This window comes from Dysgonomonas sp. Marseille-P4677 (genome assembly GCF_016652235.1).
In the GTDB taxonomy this organism is placed as follows: domain Bacteria; phylum Bacteroidota; class Bacteroidia; order Bacteroidales; family Dysgonomonadaceae; genus Dysgonomonas.
In genome coordinates this window covers 1-22,638 of record NZ_JAEPKU010000067.1, presented here as the reverse complement: position 1 = coordinate 22,638, position 22,638 = coordinate 1, and the positions used below count along the sequence as shown (strand labels likewise).

19 protein-coding genes are annotated in these 22,638 nt (G+C 36.7%); 15 read left to right on the top strand and 4 right to left on the bottom strand.

Translation table 11 applies throughout. The features are described 5' to 3' along the window. Positions 1 to 152: 152 nt before the first annotated feature. From JGH11_RS12150 to JGH11_RS12135, 4 genes are all read right to left on the bottom strand, one after another. Complete coding sequence (locus JGH11_RS12150) at positions 153 to 542, bottom strand: DUF423 domain-containing protein (RefSeq protein ID WP_201112106.1); 390 nt, start codon at positions 540 to 542, stop codon at positions 153 to 155. Further along, positions 539 to 1,900 carry a citrate synthase gene (locus JGH11_RS12145; protein ID WP_201112104.1) on the bottom strand — a complete coding sequence of 454 codons (1,362 nt, stop codon included), beginning with the start codon at positions 1,898 to 1,900 and terminating at the stop codon, positions 539 to 541. The genes JGH11_RS12150 and JGH11_RS12145 overlap by 4 nt, the downstream gene beginning before the upstream one ends. Positions 1,901 to 2,126: 226 nt before the next feature. Continuing rightward, the gene (locus JGH11_RS12140) at positions 2,127 to 2,561 is read right to left on the bottom strand and encodes a GNAT family N-acetyltransferase (protein ID WP_201112102.1); all 435 of its coding nucleotides are present in this window, start codon (positions 2,559 to 2,561) and stop codon (positions 2,127 to 2,129) included. Next, complete coding sequence (locus tag JGH11_RS12135; protein WP_201112100.1) at positions 2,561 to 4,825, bottom strand: aconitate hydratase; 2,265 nt, start codon at positions 4,823 to 4,825, stop codon at positions 2,561 to 2,563. The genes JGH11_RS12140 and JGH11_RS12135 overlap by 1 nt, the downstream gene beginning before the upstream one ends. Before the next feature lie 434 nt (positions 4,826 to 5,259). Here JGH11_RS12135 and JGH11_RS12130 point away from each other — a divergent pair, with 434 nt between their 5' ends. The 15 genes from JGH11_RS12130 (at position 5,260) to nifJ (ending at position 22,547) form a co-directional block, all read left to right on the top strand. Beyond that, a complete protein-coding gene (locus JGH11_RS12130) occupies positions 5,260 to 6,297 on the top strand; it encodes a tetratricopeptide repeat protein (RefSeq protein WP_201112098.1) in 1,038 nt (345 codons plus the stop codon). Between the two features lie 16 nt (positions 6,298 to 6,313). Beyond that, complete coding sequence (locus JGH11_RS12125) at positions 6,314 to 6,865, top strand: RNA polymerase sigma factor (RefSeq protein WP_201112096.1); 552 nt, start codon at positions 6,314 to 6,316, stop codon at positions 6,863 to 6,865. 62 nt (positions 6,866 to 6,927) lie between these two features. Continuing rightward, positions 6,928 to 7,260 carry a hypothetical protein gene (locus JGH11_RS12120; protein ID WP_201112094.1) on the top strand — a complete coding sequence of 111 codons (333 nt, stop codon included), beginning with the start codon at positions 6,928 to 6,930 and terminating at the stop codon, positions 7,258 to 7,260. 17 nt (positions 7,261 to 7,277) lie between these two features. After that, the gene (locus JGH11_RS12115; protein WP_201112092.1) at positions 7,278 to 7,742 is read left to right on the top strand and encodes a hypothetical protein; all 465 of its coding nucleotides are present in this window, start codon (positions 7,278 to 7,280) and stop codon (positions 7,740 to 7,742) included. Positions 7,743 to 7,968: 226 nt separating this feature from the next. Continuing rightward, complete coding sequence (gene hisG, locus JGH11_RS12110; protein WP_201112090.1) at positions 7,969 to 8,823, top strand: ATP phosphoribosyltransferase; 855 nt, start codon at positions 7,969 to 7,971, stop codon at positions 8,821 to 8,823. Beyond that, positions 8,820 to 9,347, top strand: coding sequence for a GNAT family N-acetyltransferase (locus tag JGH11_RS12105; protein WP_201112088.1), 528 nt, complete (start codon positions 8,820 to 8,822; stop codon positions 9,345 to 9,347). The genes hisG and JGH11_RS12105 overlap by 4 nt, the downstream gene beginning before the upstream one ends. A 4-nt stretch (positions 9,348 to 9,351) precedes the next feature. After that, positions 9,352 to 10,629: a histidinol dehydrogenase gene (gene hisD, locus JGH11_RS12100; protein ID WP_201112086.1), complete on the top strand. Its 1,278-nt coding sequence runs from the start codon at positions 9,352 to 9,354 to the stop codon at positions 10,627 to 10,629. Next, positions 10,626 to 11,516: a GNAT family N-acetyltransferase gene (locus tag JGH11_RS20235; protein ID WP_236263972.1), complete on the top strand. Its 891-nt coding sequence runs from the start codon at positions 10,626 to 10,628 to the stop codon at positions 11,514 to 11,516. The genes hisD and JGH11_RS20235 overlap by 4 nt, the downstream gene beginning before the upstream one ends. A 101-nt stretch (positions 11,517 to 11,617) precedes the next feature. Next, complete coding sequence (locus JGH11_RS12085; RefSeq protein WP_201112084.1) at positions 11,618 to 12,196, top strand: DJ-1/PfpI family protein; 579 nt, start codon at positions 11,618 to 11,620, stop codon at positions 12,194 to 12,196. A 138-nt stretch (positions 12,197 to 12,334) separates the two neighbouring features. Then, entirely contained in the window at positions 12,335 to 13,366 is a 1,032-nt protein-coding gene (gene hisC / locus JGH11_RS12080; RefSeq protein ID WP_201112082.1) for a histidinol-phosphate transaminase, read from the top strand. A 20-nt stretch (positions 13,367 to 13,386) separates the two neighbouring features. After that, entirely contained in the window at positions 13,387 to 14,502 is a 1,116-nt protein-coding gene (gene hisB / locus JGH11_RS12075) for a bifunctional histidinol-phosphatase/imidazoleglycerol-phosphate dehydratase HisB (protein WP_201112080.1), read from the top strand. A gap of 97 nt (positions 14,503 to 14,599) precedes the next feature. Further along, positions 14,600 to 16,675: a putative porin gene (locus JGH11_RS12070; RefSeq protein ID WP_201112078.1), complete on the top strand. Its 2,076-nt coding sequence runs from the start codon at positions 14,600 to 14,602 to the stop codon at positions 16,673 to 16,675. Between the two features lie 7 nt (positions 16,676 to 16,682). Next, the gene (locus JGH11_RS12065; protein WP_201112076.1) at positions 16,683 to 17,492 is read left to right on the top strand and encodes a transporter substrate-binding domain-containing protein; all 810 of its coding nucleotides are present in this window, start codon (positions 16,683 to 16,685) and stop codon (positions 17,490 to 17,492) included. Positions 17,493 to 17,688: 196 nt separating this feature from the next. After that, positions 17,689 to 18,879: an AAA family ATPase gene (locus JGH11_RS12060; protein WP_201112074.1), complete on the top strand. Its 1,191-nt coding sequence runs from the start codon at positions 17,689 to 17,691 to the stop codon at positions 18,877 to 18,879. Between the two features lie 98 nt (positions 18,880 to 18,977). Further along, positions 18,978 to 22,547 (top strand): pyruvate:ferredoxin (flavodoxin) oxidoreductase, encoded by a 3,570-nt coding sequence (gene nifJ, locus JGH11_RS12055; RefSeq protein WP_201112072.1) that lies wholly within the window; start codon positions 18,978 to 18,980, stop codon positions 22,545 to 22,547. The last annotated feature ends 91 nt before the right edge of the window (positions 22,548 to 22,638 follow it).

The following is a 22,638-nucleotide window of genomic DNA, read 5'->3' as shown; positions in this document are numbered from 1 at the left end:
TCCTCTAACAGCGTTGAATGAACAAGACTGATAGCTTAAGACTAATAATGCGATACTGATTGTGTACAAGATGGTTTTCATACTATATTCTTTCATTTAATAATTGGTTTATGTATATGACGTGATATATTATGTTTTGGTTACAGCAAAAATCAAATAATTTTGTTTTTAACAAAAAAGATAATCAAAAGTAACCATCCTGCTATCATAAACAACCCACCTAAAGGAGTTATCGGGCCTAAAAAACGGAGATTCAGATTCCAGTGTTCTGCAAAAGAGAGAAAGTAAATACTAAACGAAAAGAGCAGTACACCAATGATAAAACAAATAGCAGCCCATTTTTCGAGAGGTGATGTAAAAGAGAGCGTAAATCCAATTATTAATAAAATAATGGCATGATACATCTGATATCGCACTCCGGTCTCGAAGCTAACTAATTTTTCGGTTGATAGTATTTGTTTAAAGGCATGAGCACCAAATGCTCCCAAGATAACTGAGAGCATTCCGTATATTCCTGCAGCAATTAATACAATCTGCTTCATTTTCTATCTGTTAATGGTGTATATGGTTTTATCTCGGCTGCATTTTTGTATGCAGGACGGATAATTCGTTTTTGTTTAAAATTCAATTCCTCGATGCGATGGGCTGTCCAACCAACGATGCGGGCCATGGCAAACAAAGGTGTGTATATCTCTTGAGGTAAACCAATCATTTCGTAAACAAAACCCGAATAGAAGTCTACATTTGCACATACCTGTTTATTCACATTCTTTCCTTTAAGTTCCATAAAATTAAGAATGGCACGTTCTTCAAGGAGAGTGTAAAAATTGTATTCGTCTTCTCTGTCCTTTTCTATGGCCAGATCATGAGCCATTTCTTTTAGTAGCATCGTGCGTGGGTCAGAAATAGTATAAATAGCATGTCCAATACCATAAATAAGACCTGTTTTGTCGTAAGCTTCCTTATTTAATATCTTGAGCAGATAATTATCAACCTCTTCTACACTCGTCCAATCTTTAACATGAGTCTTTATATTCTTCAACATATCTATCACTTTCAGATTGGCACCGCCATGCAAAGGTCCTTTCAATGACCCAATTCCTGCAGCAATTGCAGAATATGTGTCTGTTCCTGTCGAGCTGGTTACACGTACTGTAAATGTGGAATTATTACCACCTCCATGGTCTGCGTGTACCATCAGTGCAAGATCAAGTATTTTTACATCTAGCTCTGTGTAGTGATGACCTTTCATCATGTAAAGGAAATTTTCAGCTAAGGAAAGGTTCGGCTGAGGATGTCTGATATGTAAGGATTTTCCTTGACTATGCCTTAGTGCATTATGAGCATATGCAATAATAGTAGGGAAAGTGGCGATCAGGTTTAGTGATTGCCTGATCAGGTTTTCCGGGCTCGTATCATCCGGTTTATCATCGAAGGTGTACAGCTCGAGCACACATCTGGATAGATAGTTCATAATATCGTTGCCGGCCAGATCTAGTATGTGCATAATTATTTTGGGCTTAAGGTCCATTATGCAACTTAGTAGTTCTGAAAACTCGGTCAATTCCGACTTATTTGGCAGATTGCCCGAAAGTATAAGATATATTACTTCTTCAAAACCTAATCTGTTTTCTTTTTGGGCACCTCTTACTATATCCTCCAGGCTGATGCCTCGGTATATTAATTTTCCGGGTATCGGGGTTAATTTCCCTTCTTCGTCACGTTCATAACCGACAACATCGCCCACTTTGGTAAGACCTACAACTACGCCGGTGTGATCTTCATTACGTAGACCTCGTTTTACATTTAATTTCTGAAATAACTCAGGCTCGAAGAAGCTTGTTACTTTTACTGTCTCCGACATCTTATCCACTATTTCCCTATCTTTTAATCTATCCATAGTATGGCAATTATATGGTTTTCATTCTATTTCTTCTATTCGAAAATATGTTGTAAATTTTGTTTTTAACTAAAAGGTGACAAAAGTTACAGTATTTCAGTAAAAATTTTATTTTGTTTCTTTTTTAGCTAAATTATATCTATAGGGTTGTATGTCTATAGATAAATTCGGCTTGTAATCTTTGCTATGAAACAATTTTGATATTAAAGTGGTTTGAATTTATGTTTTAAAATATCATGTCACAATTTCTTTCTATGGGATTAATCACAGCTCCTAGATTCTCATAAAATTTTATGGCCGGACCATTCCATTCGGATACTTGCCAGCGCAATCCGTTACAATTTTTTTCCTTTGCATAGGATATTACCTCTTTTATAAGTTTAGTCCCTATTCCTTTTCCACGAAAATCATGTTGTACGTAAAGATCATCCATATACAAAGACTTTCCTGTCCATGTATAGTAGGCAAAAAAGTAAGTGACATAACCCACTATTTTACCGTCTTCATCTCTTGCTACAAAACCATGAAAAAAAGCTTTCTCTTCTTGCATCTGCTTGACAGAATTAATCATCTTGTGCGGCATCTTCTCAAAAGAGGCAAACTCAAAAAAGAGAGAAATTAGTTCTTCAAAATCACTTTCTTTTATTGGCTCTATTATCATTATTGCTTCATATAATTTAATGCACTTCCGGCTTTGAACCACTCTATTTGCATTTCGTTGTATGTGTGAGATACTTCAAAAGATTCCTTAATACCATTTTTATGAGTCAGTTCAATAATTAGATTTTTTCCGGGTTTAAAGTCGGTCAAACCTAATATACTCAATTTGTCATCTTCCTGCACTTTATTATAATCATCCTTGTCAATGAACGTAAGAGCAAGCATACCCTGTTTTTTTAGATTAGTTTCGTGTATGCGGGCAAATGATTTTACAAGTATTGCTTTTACGTTGAGGAAGCGGGGTTCCATTGCTGCATGTTCACGAGATGAGCCCTCACCATAATTTTCTTCAGCTACAACTATAGAGCCAAGCCCCTGCGATTTAAATTTTCTGGCGAGTTTAGGCACTGCAATGTATTCTCCGGTTTCGATATCTAAAACCGCATTTGTTCTATCGTTATAAGCGTTTACCGCACCAATCAACATATTGTCTGATATGTTGTCAAGATGTCCACGAAAGCGTAACCAAGGTCCGGCCATCGAAATATGGTCGGTTGTACATTTGCCTTTTACTTTTATAAGTAATGGTTGCGCTATAATATCTTTGCCATCCCATGCAGGGAAAGGTTTTAATTCTTGAAGACGTTGAGAGTCTGGTGCTATTTTTATTTCAATGCGTGACCCGTCCACTGCCGGAGCTATAAAGCCTGATTCTTTCAATCCGTAGCCGTTTGGTGGCAATTCGTATCCTTGCGGTTCTTGTAATTTTACGTATTCACCTTTTTCGTTCAGCAATGTGTCTGTCATCGGATTGAAGCACAGGTCTCCTGCAATACTTAATGCTGCAACAATCTCCGGAGAGGTTACAAAAGCATGTGTATTTGGATTTCCATCGTTTCGTTTTGCAAAGTTACGGTTAAAAGACGTAACTATGGAATTAGGACGTTCGGGATTTTTCGATTCGCGTTTCCATTGTCCGATACATGGACCACAAGCATTTGCCATGATGGTAGCTCCTACTTCTTCGAAGACAGGTAATATACCATCTCTTTCGGCTGTAAAACGAACCTGTTCCGAGCCGGGGTTTATTATAAATTGAGCTTTTACTTTTATATCTTTCTTTTTTGCATCAGCTACAATGGATGCTGCGCGCGACATATCTTCATACGATGAATTAGTACACGATCCTATCAGCCCCACTTCCATTTGTTGAGGATATCCTTTTTCTTTTACTACTTTGGCAAATTCCGATATCGGGTGGGCTGCGTCGGGAGTAAACGGTCCATTTACATATGGTTCCAGTTTGGATAGATTTATTTCTATGACCTGATCAAAATAATTCTGAGGTTTTTCTACCGTCTCTATGTCTGGTTGTAAATATTCTGTAATTTTATCGGCCATCTCAGCAACATCTGTTCTGTTGGTCGCTCTCAGATACTCGGACGATTTTTTATCGTATGGAAAAATAGAGGTGGTTGCACCTACTTCGGCTCCCATATTACAAATTGTAGCTTTTCCTGTAGCAGAAAGAGACGCTGTGCCTTCGCCAAAATATTCGATAATAGCATTTGTTCCACCTTTTACTGTGAGAATTCCAGCCAGTTTTAGTATTACATCTTTAGGAGAAGCCCATCCTGATAGTTTGCCGGTCAGCTTTACACCTATTATTTTAGGCATCTTCAGTTCCCAAGGCATTCCGGCCATTACATCCACAGCATCGGCTCCACCTACACCTATAGCTACCATTCCCAAACCTCCGGCATTTGGCGTATGAGAGTCTGTTCCTATCATCATACCTCCGGGGAATGCATAATTCTCAAGCACTACCTGATGGATAATTCCTGCGCCGGGTTTCCAAAAGCCAATTCCGAATTTGTTGGATACATTACTCAAAAAATCAAAGACTTCTTTATTCGTTACTTCGGCAGTGGAGAGGTCTTCTTTCGCCGATTTGTAAGCCTGAATCAGATGGTCGCAATGTACTGTCGATGGAACTGCTACTCTGGCACGTCCCGAATTCATTAGCTGTAATAAAGCCATCTGTGCAGTTGCATCCTGCATAGCCACTCTGTCAGGCGAAAAGTTTACATAGTCTGTTGCCCGCACAAAGTTTTTTACAGCTTCATCTTTGGAAAGATGGGCGTAAAGTATTTTTTCACAGAGTGTTAGTGGACGATTTAATACCTTCTTTGCGTTTTCAACCTTAGTTGGATAGTATTCGTAGAATTCACGAATCATATTTATGTCAAAAGTGGATATTTTCATTGCAGATTGATATTTTTTAGAGTGGTTGATCTTAATTTTGATAAAAACAAAGTTAATAAAATTATTTAATGATTCTATTTCTGCCACGCCCTTTTTGAGAAGTATTAAGCTAAACCACTTTGGTTAATAGTGTCAGGATTTTATCAAAATATTAGCCTCCGTTTTTGGATATTAATCTCTATATCTTGTATTAAGAGATAGGTAGAGCCTGGTTTGGTTTATTGTGATGATAGAGTTTTCCCGTTCGGAATAAGGAAGTAAGTAACAGATACTATTTATGTCCGATAAAAAAATAAAATATTGTTGAACCTTAATAACTGCAAAATCCAGAACATTTTAAACCTTCCGATATTAAAAATGTCAAAGAATTCAAAGAGAAGGTGCTATTAAATAGTATTTTCTTACTTTTGTATTTCTTTAAAAAAAAGTATTTCATGAAAATCTGTTTAATTATATCTTTATTATTGTTCTCAACCATAGCTACATATGCACAGTCTTCATCCGAAAAATTAATAAGACAGGGTGTTGCTTTGCATGATAAGGGACGGTATAAAGATGCAATTGCCAGTTATGAAGAGGCGCTAAAAATAAATCCGACATCAATGTCGGCTGTATATGAAATGTCATTGTCTTACTTGCAGCTCAAAGATTATGATAAGGCTATCAGGTATAGTACAAAAGTAATTACAGCTAATTTTCAGCCTTTACTAATGGATGCTTATATAGTGAAAGGTACGGCATTGGCTAATCAGGGAAAAACAGTGAATGCTTTAAATTTATTGAATGAAGCTTTGGGAAAGTGTGGTGATGAGTATTTGATACATTTCAATCTTGGGCTTTGTTATTTCAATTATAAGGATAACGAAAAGGCTGTTCAGCATTTGCGAAAAGCCATAGAGATAGATGCAACACATGCAAGTGCCTTTCTTCTTTATGCTTATGCTCTGAATGATTTGGGCCGATGGGTACAGAGTTTCTATTCCTTTCACTTCTTTCTGTTGTTGGAGCCTAATACAGGACGATCGAAAGATGCCTTTGGTGAGATGTATGATATAATCAATGCTAAAATAGAAAACGGGTCGGATAAGCTATCTCTGGAAGATGGTGTTGATCGCCAACGTCTTTATGAAGCGATACAAAAAAAGAAAACAGGAGCCACGGATAATATTTCAGAATATACATTTTTTGTGGAAGCATCCAAACTTATGTTTTTTTCTTTGGCACAAATGCAAAATGATACTCAAAATGGTTTACTTTGGTATTTTTTCGTGCCTACATATGATGAAATATTAAGTTCGGGTCATTTTGATACATATTGCCGTTATGTAAGTGTTGCTTATTTTCCTGAGTCACTTGCTTGGTGGAACGACAATAAAACTGAAGTCGACAATTTTATCGAATGGTTTGAAAATGGACAAGGAAGTATGGATGATGAAGCCGAATATGGAGATGATTCCGATTTGGACGAATAAAGATTATTTTAATTAGATGTCACCGGAAGCAGAGAAAAATTTGGTAGAGAAACTTCACGATCCTAAAAATCAGCAAGCGGCTTTTTCTGAACTTGTAAAGGAGTTTAGCGAAACTTTATATTGGCAGATTCGAAAGATTGTTATAAGCCACGATGATGCTAATGACGTACTACAAAATACTTTTATTAAAGTTTGGACTAGTATAGATAACTTTCGTGGAGATTCTAAATTATCCACGTGGTTGTATCGCATAGCCGTAAATGAAGCGATAACTTTTTTGAATAAGCAGCGTGCACTAAATAATATATCGATTGACGATGCCGATACCTTTTTGGTTTCTCGTCTCGAAGGAGATGAGTATTTTGACGGCGATGAGGCGCAATTGAAATTACAGAAAGCAGTGTTGAGGCTTCCAGAGAAACAACGCATAGTTTTCAATATGAAATATTTTGATGAAATGAAATATGAAGATATTTCAGATATTTTGGAAACCTCCGTTGGTGCGCTGAAAGCATCATATCATCACGCCGTAAAAAAGATTGAAGAATATTTATCAATAGATGATTAAACCTTTTTATCTAATTAGAGTCTATATATTATATATAGGTGAAGTTATTAAGAATAAGTGTTATGTTGGATAGTTTAGATAAGAAAAAGAATCCGTTTAAAGTTCCCGAAAATTATTTCGAGAATTTTAATGCTGAAATAATGAGCAAACTTCCTGAAAAACAAATACAAAAAAGGAAGATTGTTCCATTGTGGAAAAAGGTGGTGCCTTGGACTGCTGCGGCAGCAGTATTTTGTGGAGTTATTTTCTCTACAGGGATTTTGAATAAGACAACCTCCGATCCTGTACCCGTAACATCTTCGGCTCTGGCATCTTCTGAAGAAGAGGACTACTACTTATTTCTTGAGGATGAGGTGGTAAGATCCCAATATAAAGAGATAATGTATAATAATTAAAAAAATAAATATATTATATGAAATTTAAAAGTATTCTGGCATTTATATTATTAGTTTGCACGACATTTTCGGTAAGTGCTCAGAATAGAAGAGGTGGGTTTGATATTGCAGCATTGAAGAAAGAAAAAAGCGAATTTCTAAAAAAAGAATTAAATCTTACAGAAGCTGAGTCTAAAGCTTTTTTACCTCTGGAATCTGAGTTTATGTCGAAGAAATATGAGGTAAACAGAGATGCACGAAGAGAGACGCGTGCCTTGAAACAAAAGCAGAATAAGACAGATGAAGATTATAAAAGAATAACTCAATTAAACTTGGAATCGGAGCAAAAAGAAGCTCAGATACAAATGGAGTATTATAAAAAATTTAGCGAGGTTTTATCTGCTGAAAAAATAGAAAAATATAGAAGTGTAGATCTTAAGTTTAAAGAAATGATGTTGAAACGCCATAAAGAGCGTCATCAAGAAGGATCGCAGCGAAAATAATTTTTTTAATTAAAAAATGACATAAAGTTTGTTTTATTGTAAATAATGTATACTTTTGTTTTTATAAAGAATACAATAATGTACAATAAAGCACATCATCATCATTTATTATTACTGCCAAAAGGTGAGTAACGTATATTGATGTGATGTCTTACAAAAATATAATAAGAGCTTACCTGATAAGGTAGGCTCTTTTTTTGTTGAAAATAATTTAAACGAATATATTATGGTACTAAGAATCGCAGTGCAATCGAAGGGACGTTTATTTGAAGAAACGATGGAGCTTCTGCAAGAGGCAGGGGTTAAGTTGAATAATATCAAGCGAACATTACTTGTTCCGGCTAAAGACTTTCCTGTCGAAATACTTTTTCTTCGCGATGATGATATTCCTCAGGCGGTGGCTACCGGTGTGGCTGATATAGGAATTGTGGGGGAAAACGAATATGTGGAGAAGAATGAAGATGCAGATGTTGTTAAACGTCTCGGATTTAGTAAATGCCGCTTGTCGCTGGCTATTCCTAAAGATGAAAATTATGATGGTGTCAAATGGTTTGAAGGAAAGAAAATAGCTACTTCATATCCTTTTATTCTCAATCAATATTTGAAAGAGAATAATATTAACTCAGAAATACACATCATAACAGGTTCGGTAGAGATATCGCCTAGTATAGGTCTTTCCGATGCCATTTTTGATATTGTAAGTTCGGGTGGAACCCTGGTTAGTAATCGTCTGAAGGAAGTTGAAATTGTCATGCGATCAGAAGCTTTGATTATTGCGACAAAAAAACTTTCACAAGAGAAAAAAGACATACTTGACGAATTGATATTCAGAATTGAAGCAGTACAAGCCGCAACTGACAAAAAATATGTACTTTTGAATGCGCCGCAAGATAAATTGAATGAGATTATAGATATTCTTCCGGGAATGCGTAGTCCTACTGTTACGCCTCTTGCAACCGAAGGGTGGTGTTCTATACAGTCGGTTGTCGAAGATAAACGTTTTTGGGAGGTAATCAGTAAACTCAAATCTTTGGGTGCGGAAGGAATATTAGTATTACCAATCGAAAAAATGATATTATGATACGAGTCTCGGAAGATATAGAACTATATCCTTTATCGGTAGATGATATTTTTAGAATATTCAATACGCTGAATGACGAGAGGGAATATATGCGGACGTGGCTACCTTTTGTTGATGCAACACATGAAGTGGAAGATACCGGAAATTATGTAAACTATGTTTTGCAAACAGCAGATAAACAATTTACTATATACTTTAAGGGAGAGTTTGTTGGACTTATAGGTTTTAAAGATACAGATTTCGATAATAAAAAAATAGAAATAGGCTATTGGTTGTCTCAATATGCACAAGGCAAAGGTATCATGTTTAATTCTGTGTCAAAGTTAATAGAATATGCATTTATAGAAATGAATATGAATCGGATACAGATAAAGGTCGCCGTAGATAATCATAAAAGCAGGAAAATTCCTGAAAAATTGGGATTCCAATTTGAAGGAATTGAACGCGATGGAGAACTATTGGTCGATAATGTTTATACAGATATTGCTATTTACAGTTTATTGAAAAGAGAATTTAACGGATAAATTTATGCAGATAATAAAATACCCGCCTCGTACAGATTGGAAAGCTATATTAGCACGCCCTTTGTTCGATACTTCGGCTTTAAATAATACAGTAGGTGCAGTGCTTACAGATATTAAAGATAGAGGAGATGAGGCTGTTTTCGAATATGAAGAAAAATTTGATAAGGTAAAACTCTCATCTTTGTCTGTAACCAAGGAAGAAATAGAAGCCTCGGAATCATTGGTGTCCGAAGAATTGAAAGCCGCTATTCGTGTAGCTAAAGGAAATATTGAAACTTTCCATCGTAGTCAGATTTTTGAAAGTAAAAAGGTTGAGACAACTATAGGTGTGACTTGTTGGCAAAAAGCTGTTGCTATCGAGAAAGTCGGCTTATACATTCCGGGAGGTACAGCTCCATTGTTTTCTACCGTTTTGATGCTTGCTGTACCAGCTAAGATTGCAGGTTGTAAAGAAATTATCCTTTGCTCACCGCCAAATAAAGAAGGAATAATAAATCCAGCAATACTTTTTGCGGCAAAAGAAGCGGGTGTTGATAAGATATTTAAGATAGGTGGTATACAGGCTATTGGTGCTATGGCTTATGGTACCGAATCGGTACCGAAAGTATATAAGATTTTTGGCCCTGGTAATCAGTATGTAATGGCTGCTAAGCAAATGGTAAGTCTTAAAGACGTAGCGATAGATATGCCGGCCGGACCATCGGAGGTGCAAGTAATAGCCGACGATACGGCAAATCCGGCTTTCGTTGCTGCTGATTTATTATCTCAGGCAGAGCACGGAGCCGATAGTCAGGTGATAATGACTACTACAAGCGAGTCGTTAATCTCTGATGTCCTTCAGGAGATTGAACTTCAGTTGTTTGAGCTACCTCGTCGTGAAATAGCAGAAAAGGCTCTGCAAAACAGTAAACTAATACTGTTGAGAGATGATCGTGAAATAGTTGATATGACAAACCAGTATGCACCGGAGCATTTGATAATCGAAACATCTGATTACATGGATATAGCAGATCAGATAACAAATGCGGGTTCGATATTTCTCGGGCATTATACACCTGAAAGCGCAGGTGATTATGCTTCGGGAACAAATCATACTTTGCCTACAAATGGTTATGCAACGGCATATAGTGGAGTGAATTTGGATAGCTTTGTGAAAAAGATAACTTTCCAAAAGATAACGAAAGAAGGGATTCGGAACCTTGGGCTGATTATAGAAATAATGGCCGAAAGTGAAGAGCTGTTTGCTCATAAAAATGCGGTAACTTTACGCTTGAAGAAATGATAATTCCCCGAATTATAGAATACCAGAGTCCAGAGTATAAAGAAATGCTCGATCTTCGTACGAAAATCCTAAGAGAACCATTGGGCTTAGTATTTACTGAAGAAGATTTAAGGAGAGATAAAGATGATATTCTTTTAGCTCTCTATTTATCTCGTACAGGTAAAATGGTAGCTTGTTGCATCCTTACCCCGATGGATAATAGGATAGTAAAATTACGTCAGATGGCGGTAAATAATGAAGAGCAAAATATTGGTTTTGGAACTAATATGTTGTTCTTTGCTGAGTATGTTGCAAATAAGGAAGGCTTTGAAGTGATCGAATTGCATGCACGTAAGGTTGCAGTCGGTTTTTATAAGAAATATGATTATAAAATAATAGGAGAAGAATTTGTTGAAGTGGGTATTCCTCATTTCGAAATGAAAAAAGAACTGAAAATGGAAAAAGAGAAGCAGCTGGTAATAGATAGGGTATCTGAATTTATAGATATCACCCTTACGCCTTTTGGTAAGCCACAGCGTGGAGTTATCGATGTTGAAAAGCGTGACCCTATGTACGATGGAAATGGGGTTGTATATATGCTTTCAGTGTTTGAAAAAGGAGAATTGGTAAATAACCGTATCGGAACATATATGGTTTTACTGAATAAAGGAGATCAGGCTGGTTTTCATGAGCATGGAACTAAAAAAGAACAAGAGCTGTACGTTCTTATACATGGCGAAGGAGAATATATAGAGAGGGTTGGAAAAGAAACTATTACACGAAGATTTAACCTGAAGAAAGGAAACGTTACTTCTATTCAGGGCGATAATAACTATCATTCGATAATAAATACTGGAGATGAGCCTTTAATTATCTTTGTAGTAACTACATACGAGAAAGGAGTCTGATCTTGTTAAGTATTTTTACGATTAACATATATGTGAATTTAACAATAATCACTACATTTAAGCAGCTAACTGGATTGTAAAATTTCAAAATCTATTATGTTATGGGTAAAAGAATATTAATGCTGGCAGGCGATTTTGTCGAAGATTACGAACTAATGGTACCTTATCAGGCCCTTTGTAGTGTCGGATTTCATGTCGATGTGGTCTGCCCCGGAAAAAAGGCTGGTGATACAGTTGCAACGGCTATTCACGACTTTGTAGGTTTTCAGACTTATGTAGAGTTGAGAGGTCATAATTTTGCATTAACAAAAAGTTTCGATAGTGTAAAACTTGATGATTATGCCGGACTTTATATTACCGGAGGTCGTGCTCCCGAATATATACGGCTCGACCCTCGTGTATTGGAGTATACTCGCTATTTCTTTGATAAGAATCTACCTGTTGCAGCTATATGCCACGGTATACAGATACTTACAGCGGCAAATGTAGTGAAAGGTAGGACTCTTACTTGCTATGTGGCTGTTGGCCCTGAAGTTACCTTGGCCGGTGGTATTTATAAAGATATTCCTGCAACGGAAGCTATTACGGATGGTAACCTGACTACTTCTCCTGCATGGCCGGGGCATCCCGCTATATTAAGGGAATTTTATAAATTGTTAGGAGTAAAAATAGAAATATAAAATATTGGCTTTGAATGGCTAATAAAAATAGAAGTATTAGTGTCCTTTGTATAAATTTCCGTAAGCTTAGTAGAAAATATTCTAAGTTTTCTGGTCTATACAGAGGATATTAAATATAATGACAATAGATAATAAACAATGAATCTACAGCAATTAGTTCGCAAAAACGTATGGGATATGAAGGCCTATTCTTCGGCCCGAGATGAATTTAAAGGCGAAGCATCTGTTTATCTGGATGCCAATGAGAATCCTTTAAATGATAAATATAATCGTTATCCCGATCCTTTACAATGGGCTTTGAAGGGAAAAATATCTAAAATAAAAGGTATTGCCTCCGAGAATATCTTCCTCGGCAATGGGAGCGACGAACCGATAGACCTTGTTATTCGTGTGTTTTGCGAACCCCGTGTAGATAATATTGTTGCTATCGATCCTACATATGGAATGTATCAGGTTTGTGCTGATGTAAATGATGTAGAATACCGCAAAGTATTGCTAGATGAGAACTTCGACCTTGATGCTCAGAAATTGTTAGAAAAGACGGATAACAACACCAAGCTTATATTCCTTTGTTCTCCAAATAACCCTACAGGGAATTTATTGAAAAGGGAAGAAATCGAAAAAATATTAAATACTTTTCAAGGGGTTGTTGTTGTCGACGAAGCTTACATTGATTTTGCTTCGGAAGATACATGGATTGCGCAATTAGAGAAATATCCAAACCTGATCGTATTACAAACCTTTTCTAAAGCATGGGGATTGGCAGCCGTTCGTTTAGGAATGGCTTTTGCCTCTGCCGAGATTATAAAACTCCTCAATAAAGTGAAATATCCTTATAATGTAAATATTCTAACTCAAAATTATGTAAGTGGAGAACTGGATAAACTTGAGTTGAGAAAAGCATGGATACAGACTTTGTTGAAAGGGAGGGATTATTTAAATGCCGAATTACCAAAACTTCCGTTCGTAGAGAAGGTATATCCGACCGACTCCAATTTTATTTTAATAAAAGTTGCTGATGCAAACGGCCTGTACAATCAGCTTGCAGAAAAAGGAGTAATAGTCCGCAACCGAAATACAGTATCCCTTTGTGCCGGATGCTTGCGCATAACAGTTGGTACAGATGAAGAAAATGAGACATTAATAGAAGTATTAAATACTTTAATATAAAAAGTGTATTTGCCTGTAATATGAAAAAAAGAGCATTGTTTATCGATCGTGATGGCACTATCGTTATAGAGCCGCCGATAGATTATCAATTAGACAGTTTGGAGAAACTGGAATTTTATCCCAAGGTTATGCGTAACCTTTACTTTATACGTAAAAATCTTGATTTCGAATTTGTAATGGTAACAAATCAAGATGGGCTAGGTACGGCTTCCTTTCCCGAAGATACATTCTGGCCGGCACATAATCTGATGTTGAAAACACTTCAGGGAGAAGGAATAACCTTCGATGATATACTTATCGACCGCAGTTTTCCCGAAGATGATGCGCCGACACGCAAGCCCTGTACAGGTATGCTAGGCCATTATCAGACAGAAGAATATGATTTAGCTCATTCGTATGTAATCGGTGATCGTATAACAGATGTGGAACTGGCTAAGAACTTAGGTGCAAAGGCAATTTATTTACAAGATAATGCAGATATTCCGCTCGAATTGCAGAATGTTTGCGTTCTACAAACTACAGACTGGGATATTGTATGCGAATATCTTTTTGCCGGAGAGCGTAGAGTTGATATTAAGAGGGTAACAAAAGAAACGGATATCTCTGTTTCATTGAATCTCGATGGAAAAGGCGCATGTGATATCTCCACCGGACTTGGTTTCTTTGATCATATGCTTGAACAGATAGGTAAACACTCAGGAATGGACTTAACGATACAAGTAAGAGGTGATCTGAATGTAGACGAACATCATACAATAGAAGATACAGCCATTGCGTTAGGCGAAGCTCTTCATAAAGCTTTTGGTGATAAACGCGGTATAGAACGATATGGATATAGTTTACCGATGGATGACTGTCTCTGTTCAGTTGTCCTCGATTTCGGGGGCCGTCCATGGCTTGTATGGGATGCAGAATTTCATCGTGAAAAAGTAGGAGATATGCCAACCGAGATGTTTCTTCATTTCTTCAAATCGTTGAGCGATGGTGCTAAGATGAACCTGAATATCAAAGCAGAGGGTGCAAACGAACATCACAAAATAGAAGGTATATTCAAGGCTTTTGCCCGTGCTTTAAAAATGGCAAAGAAACGAGATATTTTTAATTATGAACTACCTTCGACCAAAGGGGTGATTTAAGTTAATATAACGTATCGATAGAATAAATAGGCGGTTACCTCTGTTTTTATAGATAGATTAACTTCTCATTTTTCATTTTTTGCGTAAGTTTGCACCGATGAAAAAAAATATATTGACAGTATTTTTATTTCTTATGGTATTCTCGATGCTGAACGCTCAGAATAAACGTAGGATAGCAGTTGATTTGCATGACCATAAAGAGGATTCGCTCCATCTGGATCAAAAGGATTTACCCGTTAGCGGAACTATAATAGATACAGCCAAAGTAGAAACACCTTCTATGTATGTATGGAAGATAACACCTCGATTAGGAGAGCGTGTTTTCTTACCAATGGATACATTAATGACTAATTTTCATCAAAAAAGTCTGGTCGATGGGCAAAGTGTGGCTATGGGATATTTAGGTAATATAGGCTCTCCTGCACAATCTAAGATTTTCTTTGACAGACCCGAATCTTCACGTTTTGTATTTGAGGATGTAATGTATCTTTGGCGGAAGAATCCAGGAGATCAATATTTTATGAATACTAAAGTGCCATATTCCAATGTGACTTATCAGAGTGGTGGTGGCGGACAAAGCGCCGAACATCGTCTTCAGACGGAACTTTCTATGAATATGGGTAAAAAACTGAATGTCGGTTTTGATTTCGATTATGTTTATTCACGTGGATTCTATCAATATTTGTCGAATAAGCAAATGAGTTATGATTTCTACGCCAGTTATATAGGTGATAGATATAAGATGCATGCGTTTCTTCATAATAATAACTTTACCAATGTCGAGAATGGTGGTATATCGGATATGCAGTATATTACGAATCCGGATGCTCAAAGCGTAAAGGCGACTGGCTATAGTGGCAAGTCTCTCGATATTCCTGTACGTATGCAAGATACATGGAATAAAATGAGAGGAAAAAACCTTTATGTAACCAATCGTTATGATCTAGGTAGTGACGAGGAAGAATATGTAGTAAATGATTCGACGAAAGCATGGCGTAAAAAGGAGAATTATGTGCCATTGGCGAGTGCTATTTTCACAACACATTACACAGATCAGCGCAGGCGTTTTAAGTCGGATTATATATATATGGATCAATTGTATGAGCCATTTTATAAAGAATTGGGACAGTTTCAAACAGAAAGTACAAAGTATGATGGCAAAGCAAACGACTTTATGTCATATTATTCTTTTAAGAATACGTTGGCTTTGGCTATGAATGAAGATTTTCGTAGCTGGACCAAATTCGGATTAACCGCTTTTATCGAATATGATATGCGTAAATATTCGATGCCGGGTGAGATACCGGGCTTGCATGAGCGTTTCAGTGATGATGCTCTAACTGTTGGCGGGGTACTATCGAAGGAGAAAGGGAAGTACCTGAAATATAGGGCTTCTGCCGAATTCAATCTGATGGAGGGCAATGATTATAAGCTTGAAGGGGAAATTGGAACAATGCTTAGTTTATTTGGTAAGAATGTTTCAGCTAAAGCAAATGCTTATGTAAAAAGTATTCGTCCGAGTTTCTTTCAACGAAACTTTTCATCCAAGTATTGGAACTGGAGGGAAAGCGAAACAAATTATAATAATACAAACAGGGTTTATATAGGAGGAGAAATAAATCTGCCGGAGCTATCTTTTTCTAAAACCCGTATTAGTGGGGGAGTTGAAACAATAAAAAATTATATATATTTCGATTCAAAGCGATTGCAACAGCAAAGTAGTGGAGATGTACAAATTGTTTCTCTTCGTTTAGATCAGAATTTGAAAACCGGTATTTTCCATTGGGATAATCAGATTGTTTATCAGATGTCTAGTAATCAGGATGTAATACCTTTGCCTGATTTGAGCCTTTATACTAATCTTTATCTTAAAACTAAGATTGCTAAAGTAATGACATTGCAGTTAGGTGCCGACGCACATTTTCATACAAAATATTACATGCCCGGCTATGAACCTCTAACTATGCAGTTTTATAATCAAAAAGATATGAAACTAGGTGAATTTCCTGTAGTAACTGCCTATATCAACTTGCATTTGAAATATACACGATTTTTCCTAATGATGTATAATCTTGCTGAGGGTATGGGTGAAAGAGAATCTTTCTCTTTGTATCGTTATCCTGTAAATCCACGTATTTTTAAATTAGGTATTGCTTGGCGTTTCAATAATTAATTTTCTTATGGTTAAAAAGAAGGCTTTGGTTTTCATTTTAGTAGCTTTGGTTTTATTAATTGCGGTATGGTTTATTTGGTTCAATACAAAGGAGGAACCGAGAGAATATGCTCAGATAGAAAAGGATGGAGTGTTGAATATTGTAACTGATTACAACTCTGTAGGCTATTATGTTTCCGGCGATACTTTAGCCGGCTTTAACTATGAGCTGATTGAATTGCTTAAAACTTGTACGCCATTAAAAATTGAAGTATTTCTTGAATCAAGCTTAGATAATAGTATCGAAGCTCTTAGTAAAGGAAAATACGATGTCCTGGCTCGTAATATCCCAATTACTTCCGAACTTAGAAGTACCTTGAGTTTTACAGACCCTATTACTCAGAACCGTCAAGTACTTATTCAGCGTAGGAAAGAATTTAATGATGGTATAAAACCTATTAAAAGTCATTTGGATTTAGCAAAAAAGACATTATATGTTCCATTAAATTCTCCGGCAATACTTCGCATCAGAAATCTTTCTCACGAAATAGGGGATACGATATTTATCAAAGAAGATGAATCTTATAGTGCCGAGCAATTAGCAATTTTAGTGGCATCCAAAGAAATAGATTATGCTGTTTGTGATGAAAAAATAGCATCGTCAATTGCAAAATCTTTACCCGAAATAGACTATTCAACGCTGATTGGCTTTACGCATATAGAAGCTTGGGCCATAAGTGAGAAATCTCCTGTACTTTTAGATTCTCTGAATATGTGGATTAGGAGAATGAAGAATATGCCGGAATACGATAAGATATATCAAAAATATTATAAGTGAGAGCTATTAGGATAGGAAATTATTATTCACTATAGAAAGAATAAATGGAGTCGTTGTAACTTCACTTATTGTAAGTTACATTTTTATTTTAATAAAAGTGTTTGTTTTTTTGATAAAAAATGATTAAAATTGCTATCCTGACTTTGCAATGACGCAAAAAAAAAGTACCTTCGTCAGGTTTTAATAAAATTATAGAGTGGAATCTTTCTTTCGTACGCATAGATATCTGGTTGAACATTTAGATGATGTTATCCCTCGATTATTGATGACGCAGATTGACTGGTCACAACGCTTGATAGGTATTAAAGGAGCTAGAGGTGTTGGCAAGACAACATTTCTACTTCAGTATGCAAGAGAGTTTTTTGATATAGATAAGAGAGATTGTCTTTATATAAACCTAAACCAGTTTTATTTTACTGTTAGGACAATTACTAGTTTTGCAAAGGAGTTTGTAGATAACGGAGGTAAAATACTGTTGCTCGATCAGGTATATAAATACCCTGAATGGTCGAAAGAATTACGGGAATGTTACGAGCAATTTCCTAAATTGAAAATAGTATTTACAGGATCCACAGTGATGAAGCTGGATGAAGATGCTGCTTTATCCTCTATTGTGAGTGTGTATAACCTGAGAGGTTTTTCATATAGAGAGTTTTTGAATATTCTTTTGAAGAAAGACTTTCAAGCATACAGCTTACAGGATATTATAAGTAATCATAAAGAAATAACGCAGGATATCTGTTCTCAAATTAAGCCTTTAGAGCACTTCTGGGCTTATATGCATCATGGCTATTATCCGTTTTTTCTCGAAAAAAGGAATTTCTCAGAGAATTTACTTAAAACGGTGAATATGATGTTAGAGGTAGATGTATTGTCTATTAGACAAATAGAACTGACATATTTACCTAAGCTAAGGAAACTATTATATTTGTTGGCGTTGTCTGCTCCCGGAAAACCGAATATAAGTCAGTTAAGTATCGACTGTGAGATATCAAGAGCTACTGTGACAAACTATATGGAATATTTAAGGAGCGCCCGATTGATAAATATGTTATATAAAGAAGGTGAGGAGTTTCCTAAAAAGCCCGATCTGGTTTATATGCATAATACAAATTTGATGTTTCCTTTAAAAATGGGATCTGTAGAGGATCAGGACTTACGCGAAACATTCTTTTATAATCAACTTCATCATAATGACTGTAAGTTGAAGAAAGGAACAAAAGCGGGAATGTTTATTGTAGAATATGACAATAATAGATTTAAATTCAAGATAGAAGGACAGAAGAGCCGAGCCAAAAATAAGTCGGAACTATTCTATGCCGTAGGAAATCTGGAGACCGGGGAGAAAAATGTAATTCCACTCTGGCTTTTTGGTTTCTTGTATTGAGTATGGAAACGATTTGATCCAATATAAGTTTATATAAATCAAATCAGTAAATTATAATGTAAACTAAAAAAAAAGATAATCAACTATTACAAAAAGGTATGGCTAAACAAAAAAAATTCCTGACATGTGATGGTAATCAAGCTGCTGCACATATTTCGTATATGTTCAGCGAAGTAGCTTCGATATATCCGATCACACCATCGTCAACAATGGCAGAATATGTTGATGAGTGGGCGGCTGCCGGACGCAAAAATATATTCGGCGAAATACTAAGAGTACAAGAAATGCAATCGGAGGCAGGAGCAGCCGGTGCAGTACATGGTTCATTGCAAGCCGGAGCGTTAACAACAACATATACAGCATCTCAAGGTTTGCTTTTGATGATTCCGAATATGTATAAGATTGCCGGAGAATTGCTTCCGAGTGTATTCCATGTATCGGCACGTGCTTTAGCTGCTCAGGCGTTATCTATTTTTGGAGACCACCAAGATGTTATGGCAGCTCGTCAGACAGGTTTCGCTATGTTCTTTTCTGGATCAGTACAAGAAGTAATGGATCTTTCGGCTGTACCTCACTTGGCTACACTTGAGGCGCGTATTCCATTTATGAATATTTTCGATGGATTCCGTACATCTCACGAAATACAAAAGGTTGAAGAGATGAGTCAGGAAGATCTGATTCCTCTTGTTAATCAAAAAGCTTTGAAAGAATTTAGAGACAGAGCCTTAAATCCGGAAAATCCGGTAACTCGAGGAACTGCTCAGAATGATGATATCTATTTCCAATCGCGTGAAGCTGCAAACAGATTTTATGATGCAGTTCCAGAAATTGTAGAAAAATATTTAGCGGAGATAACTAAAATTACAGGTCGTAAATATGGTCTGTTTGATTATTATGGTGCAGAAGATGCTGACCGTGTAATTATAGCAATGGGTTCAGTAACTGAAGCTATTAAAGAAACAGTTGATTATCTGAATGCTAAAGGCGAGAAAGTTGGTCTTGTAGCCGTTCACTTATATCGTCCGTTCAAAGCAGAGGCATTCCTAGCCGCGATACCAAAGACAGCTAAGAGAATCGCTGTACTTGACCGTACTAAAGAACCGGGTTCGCTAGGTCAGCCTTTATATATGGATGTGAGAGACTGTTTCTTTGCTAAAGAAAATGCTCCTACGATTGTTGGTGGTATTTATGGTCTTTCATCTAAGGATACAACTCCTGCTCAAATTATGTCTGTTTACGAAAATCTTTCTATGGCTATGCCAAAGAATGATTTCACAATAGGTATCGTAGACGACGTTACATTCAAATCTCTTCCAATGAAAGAAGAAGTTTCGGTTGACGAGTCGGCATACGAAGCTAAATTCTATGGATTGGGTTCTGATGGAACAGTAGGAGCGAATAAAAACACAGTGAAAATTATTGGTGATAATACTAATAAATATTGTCAGGCATATTTTGCTTACGACTCTAAGAAATCGGGAGGTTTTACAGCTTCTCACCTTCGTTTTGGTGATAATCCTATCCGTTCTACATATTTAGTAAATACTCCAAACTTTGTAGCATGCCATGTTCCTGCATATCTTCACCTTTACGATGTAACAAAAGGGTTGAAGAAAAACGGAACATTCTTGCTCAACTCAGTGTGGGATAAGGACGAAGTTGGCAATTATTTACCTGATAATGTGAAAAAGTATTTAGCGGTAAATAATATCAATTTCTATATTATCAATGCTACAAAGATTGCAACAGAAATTGGTCTTGGAGGTCGTACAAATACGATTCTACAATCAGCATTCTTCAAAATTTCGAATGTAATTCCTTATGATCTTGCTGTAGAGCAGATGAAGAAATTCATTGTTAAGTCATATGGTCGCAAGGGAGAAGATGTTATTAAAAAGAATAATGCAGCAGTAGATCGAGGTATTGAAGTTGAAAAAGTAGAAGTACCTGCCGAATGGGCTAATCTGGTTGTGGGTAAACCGGAAGAAGATGATGCACCTGAATTTATCAAGAAGGTTGTACGTCCGGTTAATGCTCAACGTGGTTATGATTTACCTGTATCTGTATTCTTGGGCCGTGAAGACGGTACTTGGGATCATGGTACTACAGAGTACGAAAAACGTGGTGTGGCTGCATTCGTTCCTGTTTGGGAAGCTGAAAACTGTATTCAATGTAATCAATGTGCTTATGTTTGTCCTCATGCTACTATTCGTCCGTTTGTGTTAGATGCTGCAGAACAATCTAAAACACCGGAAGGTGTGGAATTGCTAAAAGCTCAGGGTAAACAATTCGACGGTATGGCATTCCGTATTCAAGTGGATGTATTGGACTGTCTTGGTTGTGGTAACTGTGCTGATATATGTCCAGGTAAGAAGGGTAATTCTGCTCTTAAGATGGTTGAGATTGGTACTCAATTCCCGGAACAAGACAACTGGGATTTCATGATCAAGAATGTAACAAGTAAAGCTCACTTAGTTGATACCAAATTAAATGTTAAAAACTCTCAGTTTGCGACTCCATTGTTTGAGTTTTCAGGGGCTTGTTCCGGTTGTGGAGAAACTCCGTATATCAAATTGGTTACACAATTGTTCGGAGACCGCATGTTGATCGCTAATGCTACAGGTTGTACTTCTATCTATGGAGGTTCAGCTCCATCAACTCCATATCGTAAAAACGAAGAAGGTAAAGGTCCGGCTTGGGCTAACTCATTGTTTGAAGATAATGCAGAGTTTGGTCTTGGTTATGCGTTAGCTAATATAACTATGCGTGACAGACTAGTTAAATTGATGACTCAATCTCAGGATTGTGATAAGTGTTCACCTGAAATTAAGGCGTTATTCAAAGAGTGGATTGAGAATAAGAATGAAGCTGAGAAAACAAAAGAACTTCATGCTCAAATCATGCCTTTATTAGAGGTTGAAAAAGATAAGTGCGAGTATTGTAAAGAAATTTATTCTCTAAAACAATATATTATCAAGCGTTCTATCTGGATCTTTGGTGGTGACGGATGGGCTTACGACATAGGTTTCGGAGGTCTGGATCACGTTATCGCTACAGGAGAAGATGTGAATATCCTTGTATTGGATACAGAAGTGTATTCAAATACAGGAGGTCAATCTTCTAAGTCTACTCCGGTAGCGGCTGTCGCAAAATTTGCAGCTGCAGGTAAAAAGGTTCGCAAGAAAGACCTTGGTATGATAGCTACTACTTATGGTTATGTTTATGTTGCTCAAGTAGCCATGGGTGCTAATCAGGGTCAATGCCTGAAAGCAATTAAAGAAGCAGAGGAATATAAGGGGCCGTCTTTGGTTATCGCATATTCTCCATGTATCAGTCATGGTTTGCGCAAAGGTATGGGACACGCACAAGATGAAGAAAAAGCAGCAGTTGCTTGTGGATACTGGCACTTGTGGCGTTACAACCCGATGTTGGAAGAAGAAGGTAAGAATCCGTTTACAATGGATAGTAAAGAACCGGATTGGAGTAAATTCCAAGAATTCCTTGGGAATGAAGTTCGATATACTTCACTTCAGAAGTCAAATCCAACTGAAGCCTCAGACTTGTATGTTGCAGCTCAAAATAATGCTATGTGGCGTTATAAGGGTTATCAACGTCTAGCGGCCGCTTCATTCGAAAGTTTTGACGAAACTTCTGAACTGCAAAATTAATGTTCATACGTTAATTATAATTTAAATATTAGAAAAGGAGTAAATATCAAATATTTACTCCTTTTTCTATGTAATAATCAGATCTATGTAT